We start from the raw sequence: 16,284 nt of genomic DNA on the forward strand, positions 1-16,284 counted from the left end.
GAATCGACGATAAATACTGACAAAGAGCCTTGGGTTTGTTATAAATCCAAGGTCTTTTTTTATTAAAAACACTCTAAACCCTTATTTGAACATCGTATGTGTTTTAATGGTTTAAAAAACAATCCACATACGTAAATTATCTTAATTCTATAAAATCTCAACTATGAATATCGGTATTGCGGGCACCGGAAGTTACATTCCATCCATTATAACAAAAAATGAGGATTTTCTTGAACATGAATTTTTGGAGACCAATGGTTCTGGTTTTGATTATGAAAATGCCGTGATCATAGAAAAATTCAAGGCCATTACTGGAATATTGGAACGAAGATATGCGTCCCCTGATTTAAATACTTCCGATCTTGGGCATCTTGCTGCGGAAAAAGCTATAGAAGATGCAGGAATTGATAAAGAAGAACTGGATTATATCATTTTCGCGCACAATTTTGGAGATGTAACCTCTGGAAAAATTCAAGGAGATACACTACCCAGTCTTGCCACAAGGGTAAAGCACCTTCTAAAAATTAAAAACACCAAATGCGTAGCCTACGATATGCTATTTGGCTGCCCTGGTTGGATAGAAGGAGTTATTCAAGCTTCTGCATTTATTAAAAGTGGCTTGGCCAAAAAATGTTTGGTTATTGGAGGCGAAACCCTTTCAAGGGTAGTTGATGAACATGACAGGGATAGCATGATCTATTCAGATGGAGCTGGTGCGGCTATTATTGAAGGTGATGGTGCATCTGGAGAAATATTGAGCCATGCATCCGTTACCCATGCAAATGGAGAGGCGTACTATCTGTTTTTTGACAAAACTTATAAAAATGATGGATGCCCCAATACACGTTACATAAAAATGCACGGTAGAAAAATCTATGAATTTGCCTGTACCCATGTACCACAGGCCATGAAAGATTGCCTTGACGATAGTGGAATGAAAATCAAGGATGTAAAAAAAATATTCATTCATCAAGCCAATGAAAAAATGGATGAAGCCATTATCAAAAGGTTTTATCGCCTGTATGGAGAACAACCACCTACAGATATTATGCCCATGAGCATCCATAAACTGGGTAATAGTTCCGTGGCTACCATTCCAACCCTATTTGATTTGGTTCGAAAAGGAGAGTTGGAAGATCACGAAGTAAAAAAGGGAGATGTTGTCATCTTTGCAAGCGTTGGTGCGGGCATGAATATAAATGCCATCACTTACAAAATATAAATCCCAAATTCCAATAAAATTAATCCAAGAAGTCTTAGCCATTAGGATTTGTAATTTGATTTTTGGAATTTTAACCGATGTACGAAAACAACTTTCCCAATAAACGATACAGGCTTACCCTAGAGTTTTTACAGAAGCATATTTCGCCCTCGGAATCAATCCTAGATTTAGGGGTGGAAAATCCGTTTTCAGAAATCATGAAATCCAATGGTTATCAGGTAACGAACACCGGGGGTGAAGATTTGGATGTTAATTTCAACTCTGTGGCCGATTCGAAAGCCCATGTGGTGACCGCTTTTGAGATTTTTGAACATTTAGTTGCACCTTTCAATGTGTTACGAGAAATAAAAGCCGACAAATTGGTGGCCAGCATTCCAATGCGATTGTGGTTTTCTTCGGCCTATCGCAGTAAAACGGATCCTTGGGACAGACATTATCATGAGTTTGAGGACTGGCAGTTCGATTGGGTTTTGAAAAAAGCGGGATGGAAGATTGTAGATTCAGCAAAATGGACCAATCCCACAAAAAAGATAGGTTTTCGTCCATTACTTCGTCTTTTTACCAATCGGTACTACATAATTTATGCAGAAAGAAGTTCCAAATTTTAAACACCAAATTCCAAATAGTCATAACCACCAGTTGGAATTTGTAATTTGCAGTTTGGAATTTTAGGCCATGCGCATCAGTATCATCATTCCAGCACACAACGAAGGGGCTTTCATAAAAGAATGTCTCGATTCTTTTGTTTCCCAAACCTATCTTCCAAACGAACTCATTGTTGTGGATGATAATTCCAGCGATGCCACTTTTAAAATTGCATCTAACTATGCCCAAAAATACGATTGGATAAAAGTTGCCCAAAGAAAGTCAGCAAACGAGCATGTCCCTGGAAAAAAAGTAGTGGACACCTTCAATTTTGGACTCAAAAAGGCATCTGCTTTTGATTTAATAGGAAAGTTTGATGCCGATATCATTCTACCTTCCAACTATTTTGAAGTTATGGTGAACCACTTTCAATCCAATTGGAAATTGGGTATGTGTTCGGGCTTGCTTTATATTAAAAAAGGAGAAGATTGGATTTATGAAAATATCGCGGATAAAAATCATATTCGCGGCCCCATCAAATTGTACCACAAAGCCTGTTTCAATAAAATTGATGGGCTTCGCCCCGGTGTGGGATGGGACACGGTGGATACCTTATTGGCCAAATACCATGATTTTGAAACGCGGACAGACCCGATATTACAGGTAAAGCACTTGCGCCCAACCGGACATGGCTATAGTCAAAAAAACTATCGTTCCAAAGGTGAAGCCCTCTATAAAATGAGATATGGCATTGTTATTACAAAAATTGCTGCCCTTAAAATGGCTTGGCAGGCTAAAAGCCCGAGCATGTACCTCTTTACCATTTTGGGTTATTTAAGAGCTATGATTCATGGTGTTCCCAGATTTGTGACAAAAAAGGAAGGGGCCTTTATCCGAAAATATCGTTGGAATGGAATCTTGAAGAAATTGTAGTTTAATACCTTTAAACTAGAATCCAACCAAAAAAAGATATGGCCCAAAAAAAAGTATTGCTCACCAGAATTTTTCCAAACCTCGCCACACAACTTTTGCAAGAAGCCGGTTTTGAAGTAATTGCTTGGGACAAAGAACATCCCATGCCCTATAATGAGATGATAACGGTGGCCAAAGAATGTGATGCCCTTTTTTGCACCCTTACCGACAAAATCGACACCAATTTCTTAAATGCATGTTCCCATTTGGACATTATCACCCAATTTGCCGTCGGCTATGACAATATTAATATTGATGAAGCCACTAAACTTGGAATTCCAATCGGATATGCACCAAATGCCATGAACGAAGCAACAGCCGACATTGCCTTTGGGTTGATGATCGCCACCGCCCGAAAAATGTTCTTTATGAACCAAAAAATTAAAAATGGCCAATGGGGTTCCTTTGATCCTGTGGGACATTTGGGTCTGGAACTAAAGGGAAAAACACTGGGTATTTTGGGACTGGGACGAATAGGCATGGCCATGGCACAGCGCTGCAAAGGAGCTTACAACATAAATATCCTTTACCACAACAGAAGTCACAACAAAAAAGCGGAAGAAGCACTGGATGCCCAACGTGTGGATTTTGAAACATTGGTAACCCAAAGTGATGTGATTTCGGTGCATTGTGCGCTTACACCGGATACCAAAGGTATTTTCAACAAATCGGTTTTTGATAAAATGAAATCAACGGCTTTATTTATCAATACGGCTCGTGGCGGTATTCACAATGAAGAAGATTTAATCGATGCCATACAAAATGGCAGCATTTGGGGCGCTGGATTGGATGTGACCAATCCCGAACCCATGAAACCGGATAATCCTCTTTTAAACATGGAAAACGTATGCGTACTTCCCCATATTGGCTCTGCGACCATCACAGCCCGAAACGAAATGGCCCGGATGGGCGCTGCGAATATTATCAGCTTTTATAAGGAAAAGGAAGTGCCTTATATTGTTAATCCAGAAGCACTTCACTAAATAGATTAACTTTTAACACAACTTCACTTTAAAACGATTAGAAGAAATGGTTTAGGTAAAAATGATGTGCTAATTCTCCCTTTCGTCATTTCAAAAAGCCTATTCGTCAATTCAGTTATTTTCATTCACAGCCAAAAGATTAGATTTAGTAATTCGAAATTTTCTTTAGAATTCATACGCTTGAAACCCTAAATCTCCATTCCATGAAAAAAACTGTCCTGTTAACATTATGGCTCATGGCTACCTTGTACTCCTGTTCCAAAAGTGATGATTCTGGCGAAGACACTAAAACTAAAAAGGGCACCTTTGAAGTAGTCTTAGATGGAATAGCTTTCTCTCCACTTCAAAGTACCATGGAAAAAGTTGTTCCCTCAGCTGGTGAACCCTATATACTCGTTACAGCATATGATGACACTGATAGCTTTTTCATTTACATCTATGATTTAAAACCAGGAACTTATGTTCTTTCAGAAATATCCTCAACTAGGGTAAAATACCTAAATTTCACTACGGGATATTCATCCATATCTGGAAGCATAAATATTTCAGAAATCTCCGATTCCAGAGTTAAAGCCACCTTTGAGGCCAGTTGTTTAAAAGACATTTCCAATGATGCAACCGTAGCTCTCACAAAGGGCATAATAGATATAACAAAGTAGTACTTGCAAGTTATTTCAACACCTCAACAATAGGCTTTCCGGTTGTCCCGTTTGGAAAACCAATCCCCAATAAAGTGGCTATAGTTGGGGCAATATCAGGGATTTCTGTTCTATTATAGGTGCTACCTTTTTTAATTCCCTTGCCATAGAGTAAAAGGGGCACATGGGTATCATAGATCATGGGTGATCCATGGGTAGAGCCTGTTATCGGGTAATCAATAAATCCGGGTTTTGGAACCAGTAGCACGTCTCCAGAGCGTTTTTGGTTCCATCCATTTTGAAGTAAATGAGGTACACCTTCAGTATATTCATTTTGCCAAAGCTGATAGGCCGTATAGGTTTCATGTATTCCATCATAATCCAAAAGTTCCAAGGCAATTTCCTCTTGTACTTTTTTTAAATCCATATCCAAATTGGCAATGATCTTATGATTCAAAAAGATTTGAGAAGCGGAAAAGTGTTTGATCACATCGGTGGTACCGTACTGATACTTCACATATTCCAAAAATTTGCTTTGCATACCTTCTACATCTAAATATCCCGCTGGAATTTTTTGGTCTTTTAAATAGGCTGGTACATTTACAGCGCCATGGTCGGCGGTAAGGAATACGGTATATTGTCCAATTCCAACTTTTCGGTCCAATTCATTTAGCAATCGTTCCAAATCAACATCCAATCTTAAATAAGCATCTTGTACTTCTTTGGAGTTTACCCCAAATTTATGTCCAATATAATCTGTACTGGAAAAGCTAATGGCCAAAAAGTCGGTTATGGTATCCGTTCCCAAATTTTCATTTTGTAAAGCTTCTAAAGCGAAGTCAACAGTAATGCTGTTACCATATGGGGTATACTTCAATATTTCAAAATCTCTATCCTTGGCCAATAGGTTGGGCGTACTGTGCGGAAAAGTTGGCGTAACTTCATCTTCAAACAAACTTTCATACGCATTGTTATCCGACCCGCTTTCTTGGTATAAGTTGATATCTTTTAATGTTGTCCATGGTTTTTTATAAGCTTCCACTCTATCCGATGCATTAAAATCCACCACCCACTGCGGTAAACTCTGCATATAATAGGTACTGCTAATCCACTGACCAGAATCTCCACCTTCAAACCAATAAGCAGCATTTGCAGAATGGCCACCTGGTAAAATTGCCCCACGGTCTTTTAGTGCGACGGCAATTACCTTGCCCCGCTGTTGGGTATGCAATCGTAACTGATCCGTTATGGTAGTGGTCAACATACGGTGTGGCGACATTTTTCCAGCTTCGGAATTAGATCCAACAGATGCGTAATTATCATCTGCAGCGCAATACACCTCTTTATCCAGAATCTTGTCATACCAATCATTGGAAATGATACCATGGCTTTCAGGTGTGGTCCCGGTATATACAGAAGCATGTCCTGGGCCTGTTTTGGTTGGTGCATAGTTGAAATGGTGGTTTTTGCAATTAAACCCGTCATTGATCAACTTTTTAAATCCACCATCACCATAATGGTTCCAAAAACGGGTTAGATAATCATATCGCATCTGATCAACGATAATTCCAACAACCAATTTCGGAGATTGCGCTATTTCTTTGGATTTTTGTTGCGGTTCGGTAGTTTTTCTTCCCTTACGTTGACCAAAAGTCATGTGAACGGCCAAAATCAAGGACAAAATAAGGACGAGATTGATTTTTTTCATGAATCTTTAATGGATTAGCGACGACAAAACTATTCAATTATCCTTTTTAAATAATTTAAATGATGGTTAAATGCACATCAATATTGTTATTTTTATGGCCGCAAGTCTATTTGTAGTAAATGAAATACCTTGAAGCGATCGGAAAATACTTCATCATGATATGGGAAGTATTTAAAAAACCGACCAAATGGCCAATCATGAGATCCCTTATTTTAAAGGAAATCGATGAATTGATTTTTGGCTCTTTAGGTATCATCATATTTATTTCCTTTTTTATCGGGGGAGTTGTTACTATTCAAACTGCATTGAACCTCAACAATCCGTTAATTCCCAAAAGTCTTATTGGTTTTGCCACGCGGCAATCGGTAATCTTGGAGTTTGCTCCAACATTCACTTCAATAATTATGGCCGGAAAGGTAGGTTCTTACATTACCTCCAGTATCGGAACCATGAAGGTGACAGAACAGATAGATGCCTTGGAAGTAATGGGTGTAAACTCTGTCAACTATCTGGTGTTTCCAAAAATTATAGCCATGCTTGCCTACCCTTTTGCCGTTGCCATAGCAATGTATGTAGGTATTTTGGGTGGATGGATTGCTGGCGCCTTCGGCGGATATGCCCCAAGTGGGGAATTTATAAAAGGGCTACAGTTGGATTTTATCCCATTTCATATTACCTATTCCTTCATCAAAACCGTTGTTTTCGCCTTCATTATAGCCACAATTCCCTCGTTCCACGGTCTCTATATGCAAGGCGGCGCCCTAGAAGTTGGTAAGGCCAGTACCACAGCATTCGTCTGGACCAGTGTGGTGATCATTATTACAAACTATATCCTAACTCAATTAATGCTAGGCTGATGATCGAAGTTGAAAATATTCACAAATCGTTTGGCGATGCCCATGTTCTTAAGGGTATCAGTACCACTTTTGAGGATGGAAAAACCAATTTGGTCATTGGCCAGAGTGGTTCGGGAAAAACCGTTTTTCTAAAATGTTTATTGGGCCTTTTTGAACCTGAAGAAGGTCAAATTTGTTATAATGGTAAATTTTACTCCGAACTGTCAAGAGGCGAAAGGCGCGATTTACGACAAGAAATGGGCATGGTTTTTCAAGGAAGTGCCTTATTCGATTCCATGACGGTTGAGGGTAATGTAATGTTTCCCCTGGGCATGTTCACCAATCAGTCGAAAGTTGAAATGCAAGATCGGGTAGATTTTGTTCTGGAACGGGTGAACCTTATCGATGCCCATAAAAAATTTCCTTCTGAAATTTCAGGTGGAATGCAGAAAAGGGTGGCCATTGCACGTGCCATTGTGATGAACCCAAAATATCTGTTTTGTGATGAGCCCAATTCAGGTTTAGATCCAAAAACGGCAATTTTAATTGATAACCTGATTCAGGAAATTACGAAGGAATACAACATTACTACTGTAATCAATACCCACGACATGAATTCGGTGATGGAAATTGGGGAAAAAATCATCTTCTTAAAAGATGGTTTTAAAGAATGGGAAGGCACCAACAAGGAAATTTTTAAAACCGACAATGAAGCGGTTACCAATTTTGTGTATTCCTCGGAGCTTTTCAAAAAGGTGAGACAGATGTATATTGAAGAAAGAAATTAACTGATGTCTGAAAATTAATCCGCCTCCTTTACCACAAGCGTTGAATCCTGAATCCTGATTTTTAACCAATCCAACATTTTCTTGGCATCACTGTCTTTTTGATTTTGACGTATGCCCTCTTTCCACTTTATTTCAAAAACCGGAATGGTATCCTGTTTTTTAAAATCGGTCTGTATTTGATACGAAAAGCCAAGGGCTTCAATATTTGCATAATTTGCTTTTGCTTCCGCACTGATTGTACTAAAAGGGATTTGCTTTCCTGCATTTTTGGTCAGGGTAGCCACTTCTTCCTCCAAAAGTCTAATTTGCTCATCCTTGTTTAATAATTCCGCCTTATTTTTTTCATAAAGTTCACTTACGTAATTGAACTTTTCTTCGGAATCATCTTTTCCTCCTTGCAAAATGCGAAACTCGGCATCTTTCAATCTGGACTTCTCATTTTTCTGAACACGCCAGGTATTGATAACATTTTCAGGAATTAACTCATCCCCCATACAAACCAATTCAATAAGTGGAGTTTCACCTTCATTGAAATCAATTTTTGTAAGATTGTCCACATATCTACCAGAGTTGTTGAACTGGTACACCTCTATAGTTTCACTTAAAAACTGCTGTGCCTGTTTTTTAAAGAGTGATTCTTGAAATACTTGATAAAAAGTAATTCCAGCAGGAATCATTACAGCGATACCTGCTACCGAAGCCACCCTCGCTATAAAGCGCCTCCGTTGCGAATTGGCATACCGAACCATGGGAAATCGTAAGAACTTGATGACCAAAAAAGTTGCCAAGCCAATAAACATGGTGTTAATGATAAACAAATACATTGCCCCCCAAGCGTACTCCAATTTTCCAATTGCCAAACCGAAACCAACGGTACAAAGAGGTGGCATGAGTGCGGTAGCAATTGCAACACCGAAAATTACACTGGCAATAGTTCCTTTTTTAGCACGCGCTATTACTAGCGCCAACCCTCCAAAAAATGCAATCAATACATCACGAATATCCGGTTTGGTTCGCGCCAATAGCTCAGAAGATTCGTCGCGAAGGGGAAATAGGTAAAAGAACAAAAAGGCGGTGATCACACTCAAAACCACCATCACGGTAAAATTTTTGAGGGATCGTCTAAGGGTATCAATATCGTTGATCGCCAAAGAAAGACCCATACCTAAAATTGGGCCCATCAAAGGAGAAATCAACATTGCTCCAATTACTACCGCGGTAGAGTTTGCGTTTAATCCAACGGAGGCTATAAAAATGGAACAGACCAAAATCCAAGAGGTATGCCCTTTAAATGGAATGTCGGCAATTATGGATTCTTTTGTGGCTGCGGCATCGGTGTTGGTCCGAATCTCCAAAAGCTCGGAAAGAAACTTTCGCACACTGCCCAAAAGTCCCTTAAAATCTTTTTTTACTTCGTCCCCACTATCCGGGTTGGGACTGTTTTCACCTCCTGCAAATAAATGTTCACTCATAATTTAGGCATACTGATCACCAAATTTATCCTTTACTTGGTTAAGCACTTCTTTGATGTTCTGCTGTTTCGATTTTGGATAGATCAAAAGCACTTCTTCTTTATCCACAATTATATAATCCTCCAATCCGTCAACTACTACAATTTTCCCCTTTGGGGAACGAATCATATTTCCTTTTGCTCCTTCCAACAGCACACGACTGTTTACAATTGCATTATCAGCTTCATCCTTTTCCAGCTTTTCATATAAGGCACCCCAAGTTCCCAAGTCGTTCCAATCAAAGGTGGCTGGTAGTGTAAAAATGGATGTGGATTTCTCCAAGATAGCATAATCTATGGAGATGTTCTCGGCCTTGGGATAGTTTTCCTTAATGAAATCTGATTCACCAGCCGTGTTATAACAGGAAATGCCCTCTTCGAACAGCTTGTATTGGTCGGGCTGATAGTTTTTAAACGCATTTACTATGGTATTCACTCCCCACATAAAAATTCCGGCATTCCAAAGAAAATTGCCCTGTGCCAAAAACTCCTTGGCTGTTTCATAATCGGGTTTTTCCCTAAATTGGGACACTTTTTTTAGGCTTTCGTCACCCTTTTTTTCAAATTCGATATAGCCAAATCCAGTATTGGGAAATGAGGGTTGAATTCCCAAGGTGCAAAGCACTTCTTCTTTTTCACATTTATTAAAACAAACTTTTACGTCATTCTCAAACGCTTGTTCATCCTCAATCCAATGATCACTTGGCGCCACAATCATGACCGCATTGGGGTTCATTTTTTGAATTTTCAACGCCGCATATAAAATACAGGGAGCGGTATTGCGCATTGCCGGCTCCAGCACCACTTGCTCCTGTTTTACCTTTGGTAATTGCTCCAACACCAAGTCGTTGTATCGTTCATTGGTCAGAATCAGAATGTTTTCTGTGGGAATGAACCGATTCAATCTGTCAAATGTTTTTTGAATCAAGGTTTTTCCAGCGCCCAACATATCATGGAACTGTTTGGGATTTGAAGAGGTACTTACAGGCCAAAATCGTGATCCCACTCCTCCGGCCATCAGTATAGCGTAATAGTTTTTGTTCATTGGTTTATTTTGTTTGTCAGGTCGAGCGCAGTCGAGACCATATTTACTTCTCGATGCTCCTTCGACTGCGCTCAGGATGACATCTCGAAGTGACATTTATTGTATCAATTCCACTTCGGCATTCGGCTGGAACAAATATAACCTGCCTGAATTTAATTCCACACATTCATATCGTTTTACCCTTTTTTTTCCTTTTTTAAAAAGTTTGCCATTATATAAACGAAAGGTGCAACCCTCTGGCAATTCATACACATAACTGTTCTTTCGTACTTCATCATCAAAGGTTTTTAAGGCAATGGACAGCCTTGCATCTGTGCTGCTACTCGCCTTGGGATTTTTAAAGTGATGTGCAATGACGGGCAGCAATTGTGAAGGAAAAACTTCTGGACGTATAAATGGAACCATTAAATGTTGGAAAGTTCGCTTCCATTCCAATCCATGGGGCTTAATACGTCGCCCATATTTTTCAAAGGCCACTAAATGCGCAATTTCATGGACCAGGGTAATCAAAAATCGATATTTATTCAAAGAGGCATTCACCGTTATCTGGTGCAGACCGTTGGGCAATCTTCGATAGTCACCATGACGGGTGACCCGGTGGTTTACAATTTTTAAGTGCACCCCATGGGTTTTGATGAGTTCAAAACAGGGTTCAACAGCGCGTTCTGGTAAATATTTTTGTAGCGTGGTGTTCATCAGCTTTCGTCAAACGAAAAATAGGTATTACTAATTAATTCGCTCAATTTGTACCATTAAGGTGTACTATTACTTACCTGCAATAACTTTCCATTATAAAGTTTTTGCCCAGCCAAGGCAAAATCCTTTATATAAGCAGCCATTTCAATTGCAGTTACCGGTGCTTGATATCCTGGAAAGGCCTCTGCCAACATTTCGGTTTGCACGGCACCTAATGCCAAAACATTAAAGCTGGGCCCGGTTTCCTTAAATTCTTCAGCCCAAAGTTCAGTCAAGGTAATCACCGCTCCTTTACTGGAACTATAGGCAGAAAGTCCTGGAAATTTCACACTCCCCTGCACTCCCCCCATAGAACTGATGGTTATTACATGTCCATCCTTTCCCATTTTGGGCAAAACTGTTCTTGTCAATTCAGCAACTCCAAATACGTTTACTTTGTAAACGGTCTCAAATTCATCTTGGGAAGTTTCTAAAAAAGGTTTGTTCAATAGATTTCCTGCATTGTTTATCAACACATCAACCCCTTCCCATTGTTTTAGGAAGTCGGTTACTATTCCAAAATCTTGTGCATTTGCCAAATCGAAAGGAAAAGTATCAACATTGGGCAAGTCTAAATCGGCTATGGGTCTTTCGTTTCTGGAGAGTGCTAAAACTTGGTGCCCTTCTTTTGCAAAAAGTTGAACCAATTCATAGCCAATTCCTCTACTTGTACCGGTAATGATGATGTTTGCCATAAGTATTCCTATTTGTCATTCCCATGAAAATGGGAATCCAAGACCTCTCGACTGCCCCTTCGACTGCGCTCAGGGTAATAGCTCGAGGTGACATTTAGTTTAATTAATCTAATCCACCCTTAAAGCCCCACTTCGACAAGCTCAGTGTGACAGTTTGAGGGGCATTTTATTTCGTTGTTATTTTAATTTCTTGCGTTGCTGCATTTGCAATTCCTTCCACAACCGGAATCATTTTATTCACAAAGGTGGCCATATGGGGAAAATCCATCAACTCGTTTTCATCGCCCACTTTGTGGTAGTGCCCAAAATTGGTAAAATCGAAAGTGCAATAGGTATGTGAAGGAACACCAAATTCTTTATGGAAGGGATAATTATCCGAGCGCTGGAACAAGTTATACTCTTTTGCAGTAGGCAGAAAGCCCACCATATTCTCCTTTGCGTAGGTGTTGCTTACTTCGGCCAAATTGGAGTTGTCGTAACCTGTGATATACACAAAATAATCTTTCCCTTGCAATGGAACCCCGGTCATTTCAAAATTGAGCATGGCATACAAATTCAGGTCTTGGCTCTTCATCTTTTTTGCCAAATGCTCCGACCCCAGCAGTCCTTTTTCCTCCGCGCTGAACAGGGCAAAAATTAAACTGCGTTTATTGTTCTTTTTTGTTCCAAAATAGCGGGCCAGTTCCATTACCGTGGTGGTCCCTGACGCATTGTCGTTGGCTCCATTGGCAATATAATCTCCATTTTCTGGAGCAATTGTGCCAATATGGTCATAATGTGCGCCTACCAGAATATATTCATTTTTCAAATTTGAATCAGTGCCTTCGACAATTCCAACGATATTATACGAAGTATCCTTAAAATTGGTAAGGGTGTCTCGGTACGATTCAAAATAAGGCTTCACATGGTAGCTCTTGAAGTAGTTTTCGATGTATTTCGCTGCCATTTCTATTCCTTCGCTACCTGAATCACGTCCTTTGAGATCATCGGAAGCCAAATAATTCATGATGTCCCCCACTCGTTCGGCATCGGTGAACCCTTTTTTGGCGGCATTTGAGGTTTTGACCTCTGGAGCAACTTCAACAACACTACCTTTTACACCTTCCGGACCTGCTGCAGGAGCTGTATTTGTCTCCACCATTTGTGTTGAACCACAGCTTAGCAACAAAACCGTACCTAATGCATAATATAATTTTCTCATTGTATTCGTTTTTTGAATTTTTTAAAGATAAAAAAAGCATCCTAAAAGGATGCTCTTAAATTTTATAGTGTTATCGCTGGTCAAAAACACCCCTAAAGTCCCCTCAAGGGGACAATTCAGTTATGCCAACATCGTGACAGGATTTTCCAAATAGGCTCTTAAGGTTTGTAAGAACTGCGCTCCGGTGGCCCCGTCAACCGTTCTATGATCACAAGCTAAAGTTACCTTCATAGTGCTCCCTGCAACTATTTCGCCATTTTTAACCACAGGTTTTTCCACAATGGCTCCTACGGATAAAATGGCAGAGTTGGGTTGATTGATAATGGAAGTAAATTCCAAAATTCCGAACATTCCCAAATTGGAAACGGTAAAGGTGCTCCCTTCCATTTCGTCCGGTTTTATCTTTTTGGTGCGGGCTCTACCGGCCAAATCTTTTACAGAAGCTCCAAGTTGAGTCAAACTCAACTGATCTGCAAATTTGATTACCGGAACAACAAGACCTTCATCAACAGCTACAGCAACGCCCATATGTACATGATGTTTGTAAATGGTGGTATCCGCACTCCAAGTAGTGTTAACTTGCGGATGCTTTTTCAAAGCCATGGCACAGGCTTTTAACACCATATCATTAAATGATACTTTAGTATCAGGTAAGCTATTGATCTGTGCACGGGATGCCTTGGCATTGTCCATATCCACCTCAATGGTCAAATAGTAATGAGGCGCAGAAAATTTAGATTCACCCAAACGTTTGGCAATCACCTTACGCATGGTGGAGTTTTTCACTTCTTCCATTCCTTCTTCGCCTACTGGCAAGTTTATAGGGGTGGCAGCAACAGGGGCAGCAGTCTCCACAGGAGTAGCAGCTGGTGTTGAAGCCGGTGCTTGTGCTGGCTGGAAGTTTTCTACATCTCTTTTAACAATTCTACCATGATCTCCAGAGCCTTGTACATCAGCCAAGTTGATTCCTTTGTCCCCAGCAATCTTTTTTGCTAATGGAGAAGCCAAAATACGTTGTCCGTTTTGCGAAACAACAACTTCAGAAGCTGCTTCATTCACTTTAGGAGCTTCTGCAGCCGCTTCGGCTTTTGGTGCGCTTTCAGCAACAGAAGTGGCTGGAGCAGTTAAAACCGCACTAACATCAGTTCCAGCTGGGCCAATAACGGCCAACACATCATCAACAGGTGCTGATTCGCCTTCTTGAATTCCAATATGCAAAAGTGTACCTGAGTAAAATGACTCAAATTCCATGGTGGCTTTGTCCGTTTCAATCTCGGCCAGAATATCACCTTCTTCTACTTCATCTCCTACTTTTTTTAACCAAGAGGCAACGGTACCTTCTTCCATGGTATCACTTAATCTTGGCATTTTAATAACCTCCACTCCTTCAGGAATTTCGGCACTTGCTGTAACTGGGGCAGCCGGAGTTTCAGGCTCGCTCTCTTCTTGAACCGGAGCCTCAGCAGCAGGTGCTACACCACCTCCATTCAATAGAGCAGAAATATCCTCACCCTCTTCACCAATAATGGCCAAAAGTGAATCAACTGGTGCACCATCTCCTTCATCTATGCCAATATGGAGCAATGTACCTTCATGAAAGGATTCGAATTCCATAGTGGCCTTATCCGTTTCGATTTCGGCCAAAATATCGCCTTCCTCTACTTTATCCCCTACTTTTTTGAGCCATTTTGCCACGGTTCCTTCTTCCATGGTATCACTCAACCTAGGCATGTTGATTACTTCTGCCATCTACTTATAGTTTATGTTGTAAAAATGGATAGTCCTCTTGTTCGTATACGGTATCGTACATCTGTTCCAATGGTGGAAAATCAGATTCCTCCGCAAATTTCTCACATTCAGCCACCAATTCCTTTACACCTTTATCAATCTCCTTGATTTGATCCTCAGTGGCCCATCCTTTTTCAAAGATGATGTCTTTCACTTGGGTGATTGGATCTATCTTTTTGTATTCTTCTACTTCTTCCTTGGTTCTATAGTGCTGTGCATCTGACATGGAATGACCTCTATAACGGTAGGTTTTCATTTCCAAGAAAGTTGGTCCACCTCCAGTACGGGCACGTTCGATAGCTTTGTCCACTTCTTTGGCAACAGTTGCAGGATCCATACCATCAACATCGGTACAAGGCATTTCATAACCTAATCCCAATTTCCATATTTCCGTAGTATAAGCTGTTCGGGCAACCGATGTTCCCATGGCGTAACCATTATTCTCACAAATGAACACTACAGGTAATTGCCAAAGCATTGCCAAATTGAACGCTTCGTGCAAAGATCCTTGACGAACTGCACCATCACCCATATAGCAAAGGGTAACAGCGTCTCTTTTAAAATATTTATCGGCAAAGGCCAATCCAGCACCTAATGGGATTTGTCCTCCAACAATACCATGCCCACCATAAAAACGGTGCTCTTTTGAGAAGATGTGCATGGAACCTCCGTTTCCTTTGGAAGTACCTGTCACCTTACCAAAAAGTTCTGCCATAACCTTTCTGGGGTCAACACCCATTCCAATGGGCTGAACGTGGTTACGATAGGCTGTTATCATTCTGTCCTTGGTCAAATCCATTGCATGCAATGAACCTGCCAAAACAGCTTCTTGACCATTATATAAATGAAGAAATCCTCTTACTTTTTGTTGAATATAGACTGCCGCAAGCTTGTCCTCGAATTTCCTCCAGAACAACATATCCTCATACCATTTCAGGTAAACTTCTTTGGTGATTTTTTTCATCAACGATTGTATTATTTGAAATTCCCCAACTTTAGAGAAAAGCAAAAATACATATATATCTCTTTTGGGAAAAGATTTGGTTTAAGAATCACCTAAAAATGAGCTGCTAAATGCCAAGGGCAATATATCGTTTATAGAATCACATTTGAATATAGGGCCTACCTCGCCTCTTAGCAATACTGAAATGGGAGATTTCTGTTTCTGTTCGTATTCAATGATCGATTGTCGGCAATTGCCGCATGGACCGGCCGGCTTATCCACCACATAACCATTGGAAGTTGCACTGATAGCTATTGATTTGATGGCTACTCCCGGATATTTTGCCCCTGCCTGAAAAACCGCTACACGCTCCGCACAAAGTCCGGAAGGGTATGACGAATTCTCCTGATTATTACCAATCACAACCTCTCCATTTGCGAGTAAAACGGCTGCACCTACTTTAAAGTTGGAATATGGGGAATATGCATTTTCCCTGGCTTGTTCAGCCTCACTTAACAATTTTTGTTCTGTTTGTGAAAGCTCATGGGCATCATCATAAATGGTAAGTTCAAAACCAACTTGTTTTTTCTGCATGATATCTTTTAGGTATTGTCCAAAAATAAGAAAACCTGCCA

Annotated in this window: 16 protein-coding genes; 7 read left to right on the forward strand and 9 right to left on the reverse strand. The window is 40.3% G+C overall.

Annotation, left to right across the window (positions count from 1 at the left end; all coding sequences use genetic code 11):
- The first annotated feature begins 163 nt into the window (after positions 1 to 163).
- From ACULLG_RS16710 to ACULLG_RS16730, 5 genes are all read left to right on the forward strand, one after another.
- Positions 164 to 1,222 (forward strand): 3-oxoacyl-ACP synthase III family protein, encoded by a 1,059-nt coding sequence (locus tag ACULLG_RS16710; RefSeq protein WP_452127925.1) that lies wholly within the window; start codon positions 164 to 166, stop codon positions 1,220 to 1,222.
- A gap of 77 nt (positions 1,223 to 1,299) precedes the next feature.
- Positions 1,300 to 1,830 (forward strand): methyltransferase, encoded by a 531-nt coding sequence (locus tag ACULLG_RS16715; protein WP_452127926.1) that lies wholly within the window; start codon positions 1,300 to 1,302, stop codon positions 1,828 to 1,830.
- A 67-nt stretch (positions 1,831 to 1,897) separates the two neighbouring features.
- Entirely contained in the window at positions 1,898 to 2,740 is an 843-nt protein-coding gene (locus ACULLG_RS16720; protein WP_452127927.1) for a glycosyltransferase, read from the forward strand.
- Between the two features lie 38 nt (positions 2,741 to 2,778).
- Entirely contained in the window at positions 2,779 to 3,762 is a 984-nt protein-coding gene (locus ACULLG_RS16725) for a 2-hydroxyacid dehydrogenase (protein WP_452127928.1), read from the forward strand.
- A 203-nt stretch (positions 3,763 to 3,965) separates the two neighbouring features.
- A complete protein-coding gene (locus ACULLG_RS16730) occupies positions 3,966 to 4,421 on the forward strand; it encodes a DUF6252 family protein (RefSeq protein WP_452127929.1) in 456 nt (151 codons plus the stop codon).
- Between the two features lie 10 nt (positions 4,422 to 4,431).
- On the opposite strand, the gene pafA is transcribed toward ACULLG_RS16730, so the two are convergent.
- Positions 4,432 to 6,108: an alkaline phosphatase PafA gene (gene pafA, locus ACULLG_RS16735; protein ID WP_452127930.1), complete on the reverse strand. Its 1,677-nt coding sequence runs from the start codon at positions 6,106 to 6,108 to the stop codon at positions 4,432 to 4,434.
- Between the two features lie 119 nt (positions 6,109 to 6,227).
- On the opposite strand from pafA, the gene ACULLG_RS16740 reads away from it, so the two are divergent.
- Both ACULLG_RS16740 and ACULLG_RS16745 read left to right on the forward strand, forming a co-directional pair.
- A complete protein-coding gene (locus ACULLG_RS16740; protein ID WP_452127931.1) occupies positions 6,228 to 6,965 on the forward strand; it encodes an MlaE family ABC transporter permease in 738 nt (245 codons plus the stop codon).
- Complete coding sequence (locus tag ACULLG_RS16745) at positions 6,965 to 7,732, forward strand: ABC transporter ATP-binding protein (RefSeq protein ID WP_452127932.1); 768 nt, start codon at positions 6,965 to 6,967, stop codon at positions 7,730 to 7,732. Before ACULLG_RS16740 ends, ACULLG_RS16745 begins: the two co-directional genes overlap by 1 nt.
- A 14-nt stretch (positions 7,733 to 7,746) precedes the next feature.
- On the opposite strand, the gene ACULLG_RS16750 is transcribed toward ACULLG_RS16745, so the two are convergent.
- The 8 genes from ACULLG_RS16750 to ACULLG_RS16785 form a co-directional block, all read right to left on the reverse strand.
- The gene (locus tag ACULLG_RS16750; protein WP_452127933.1) at positions 7,747 to 9,204 is read right to left on the reverse strand and encodes a DUF389 domain-containing protein; all 1,458 of its coding nucleotides are present in this window, start codon (positions 9,202 to 9,204) and stop codon (positions 7,747 to 7,749) included.
- Between the two features lie 3 nt (positions 9,205 to 9,207).
- A complete protein-coding gene (locus ACULLG_RS16755) occupies positions 9,208 to 10,287 on the reverse strand; it encodes a mannose-1-phosphate guanylyltransferase (protein ID WP_452127934.1) in 1,080 nt (359 codons plus the stop codon).
- Between the two features lie 96 nt (positions 10,288 to 10,383).
- Complete coding sequence (locus tag ACULLG_RS16760; protein ID WP_452127935.1) at positions 10,384 to 10,983, reverse strand: SprT-like domain-containing protein; 600 nt, start codon at positions 10,981 to 10,983, stop codon at positions 10,384 to 10,386.
- A 56-nt stretch (positions 10,984 to 11,039) separates the two neighbouring features.
- On the reverse strand, positions 11,040 to 11,717 hold the full coding sequence (locus ACULLG_RS16765; protein WP_452127936.1) for an SDR family NAD(P)-dependent oxidoreductase: 678 nt from the start codon (positions 11,715 to 11,717) through the stop codon (positions 11,040 to 11,042).
- Positions 11,718 to 11,883: 166 nt separating this feature from the next.
- Positions 11,884 to 12,918, reverse strand: a complete 1,035-nt coding sequence (locus tag ACULLG_RS16770; RefSeq protein WP_452127937.1) for a M28 family metallopeptidase — start codon at positions 12,916 to 12,918, stop codon at positions 11,884 to 11,886.
- Positions 12,919 to 13,038: 120 nt separating this feature from the next.
- Entirely contained in the window at positions 13,039 to 14,667 is a 1,629-nt protein-coding gene (locus ACULLG_RS16775; protein WP_452127938.1) for a 2-oxo acid dehydrogenase subunit E2, read from the reverse strand.
- 4 nt (positions 14,668 to 14,671) lie between these two features.
- On the reverse strand, positions 14,672 to 15,670 hold the full coding sequence (gene pdhA, locus ACULLG_RS16780; protein WP_452127939.1) for a pyruvate dehydrogenase (acetyl-transferring) E1 component subunit alpha: 999 nt from the start codon (positions 15,668 to 15,670) through the stop codon (positions 14,672 to 14,674).
- Positions 15,671 to 15,751: 81 nt separating this feature from the next.
- Complete coding sequence (locus ACULLG_RS16785; RefSeq protein WP_452127940.1) at positions 15,752 to 16,243, reverse strand: cytidine deaminase; 492 nt, start codon at positions 16,241 to 16,243, stop codon at positions 15,752 to 15,754.
- Positions 16,244 to 16,284: the final 41 nt, after the last annotated feature.

Source organism: Flagellimonas sp. 2504JD1-5 (assembly GCF_053618295.1).

Bases quoted from the DNA above. Each gene is read 5' to 3' on its own strand.
- pdhA (WP_452127939.1), bottom strand. From the start codon at position 15,670: ATGAAAAAAATCACCAAAGAAGTTTACCTGAAATGGTATGAGGATATG.
- ACULLG_RS16715 (WP_452127926.1), top strand. From the start codon at position 1,300: ATGTACGAAAACAACTTTCCCAATAAACGATACAGGCTTACCCTAGAG.
- ACULLG_RS16710 (WP_452127925.1), top strand. From the start codon at position 164: ATGAATATCGGTATTGCGGGCACCGGAAGTTACATTCCATCCATTATA.
- ACULLG_RS16740 (WP_452127931.1), top strand. From the start codon at position 6,228: ATGAAATACCTTGAAGCGATCGGAAAATACTTCATCATGATATGGGAA.
- ACULLG_RS16730 (WP_452127929.1), top strand. From the start codon at position 3,966: ATGAAAAAAACTGTCCTGTTAACATTATGGCTCATGGCTACCTTGTAC.
- ACULLG_RS16785 (WP_452127940.1), bottom strand. From the start codon at position 16,243: ATGCAGAAAAAACAAGTTGGTTTTGAACTTACCATTTATGATGATGCC.
- ACULLG_RS16760 (WP_452127935.1), bottom strand. From the start codon at position 10,983: ATGAACACCACGCTACAAAAATATTTACCAGAACGCGCTGTTGAACCC.
- ACULLG_RS16720 (WP_452127927.1), top strand. From the start codon at position 1,898: ATGCGCATCAGTATCATCATTCCAGCACACAACGAAGGGGCTTTCATA.
- ACULLG_RS16765 (WP_452127936.1), bottom strand. From the start codon at position 11,717: ATGGCAAACATCATCATTACCGGTACAAGTAGAGGAATTGGCTATGAA.
- ACULLG_RS16775 (WP_452127938.1), bottom strand. From the start codon at position 14,667: ATGGCAGAAGTAATCAACATGCCTAGGTTGAGTGATACCATGGAAGAA.
- pafA (WP_452127930.1), bottom strand. From the start codon at position 6,108: ATGAAAAAAATCAATCTCGTCCTTATTTTGTCCTTGATTTTGGCCGTT.
- ACULLG_RS16725 (WP_452127928.1), top strand. From the start codon at position 2,779: ATGGCCCAAAAAAAAGTATTGCTCACCAGAATTTTTCCAAACCTCGCC.
- ACULLG_RS16770 (WP_452127937.1), bottom strand. From the start codon at position 12,918: ATGAGAAAATTATATTATGCATTAGGTACGGTTTTGTTGCTAAGCTGT.
- ACULLG_RS16750 (WP_452127933.1), bottom strand. From the start codon at position 9,204: ATGAGTGAACATTTATTTGCAGGAGGTGAAAACAGTCCCAACCCGGAT.
- ACULLG_RS16755 (WP_452127934.1), bottom strand. From the start codon at position 10,287: ATGAACAAAAACTATTACGCTATACTGATGGCCGGAGGAGTGGGATCA.
- ACULLG_RS16745 (WP_452127932.1), top strand. From the start codon at position 6,965: ATGATCGAAGTTGAAAATATTCACAAATCGTTTGGCGATGCCCATGTT.